This is a genomic window from Hoeflea sp. YIM 152468 (assembly GCF_029210485.1).
In the GTDB taxonomy this organism is placed as follows: domain Bacteria; phylum Pseudomonadota; class Alphaproteobacteria; order Rhizobiales; family Rhizobiaceae; genus Hoeflea.
This window is the reverse complement of the sequence record NZ_JARGET010000037.1, coordinates 1-774: the sequence shown is the minus strand read 5'-3', so window position 1 is coordinate 774 and position 774 is coordinate 1. Positions and strand designations below refer to the sequence as shown.

1 protein-coding gene is annotated in these 774 nt (G+C 63.3%); it reads right to left on the bottom strand.

The window, feature by feature from the left end; genetic code table 11:
• Positions 1-12: 12 nt before the first annotated feature.
• Positions 13-774: glucose 1-dehydrogenase (locus PZ897_RS18125; RefSeq protein ID WP_275754095.1), on the bottom strand; the 762-nt coding region annotated here is incomplete at its 5' end.

Genomic DNA, 774 nt, shown 5'->3' with positions numbered 1-774 from the left:
GCCGCGACCGTTTCAGCGGCCGATGGAATGGCCGCCATCAACGGTAATCGAACTGCCGGTCATATAGGCCCCCGCCTTCGATGCCAGCAGAAGCACTGCACCGCCCAGATCGTGGCCCTGGCCCAGCCGTCCGGATGGGTTCTGTCCGGCCATGACCATGGCGCCGGGGCCTTTGAGAAAGGGGGCGGTCAGCTCGGTTTCGAACCAGCCCGGACGGATGTCATTGACCCTGATGCCATGTTTGGCCCATTCCAGCGCCAGGCTGCGGGTCATCTGGCTGATTGCTGCCTTGGATGCGCCATAGGCCACCACCTGGCGCACAGGCAAATCCGACAGCACACTGGATATGTTGATGATCGATCCACCCCGGTGATCCCGGATCATCCGCCGCGCCGCCTCCTGCGCCACCAGGAAGGCCCCCTCGACATTGACCGCCATCACATTGCCAAAAACCTCGCGCGTCAGCTTGGTCGCCTTGTCCCGGTGGGCAATGCCTGCATTGTTGATCAGAACACTTATGGGCCCAAATGTGGACTCAACCTGGTCGAAGGCCGCCGATATGGTGTCATCCCGGCGCACGTCGAGCGGCACCGAAACCGCTTTTCCGCCCAGCGAAACCAGGGCTTCGACCGCGGCCTCCAGACTGGCGTGATCCCGGCCTGCCAGCGCAACCCTTGCCCCATTGTCCGCCAGGACCCGTGCCATGGCCAAGCCGAGGCCGGTTCCGCCTCCGGTCACAAGCGCAATTTCGCCGGAAACATCAAACAGCTCGCT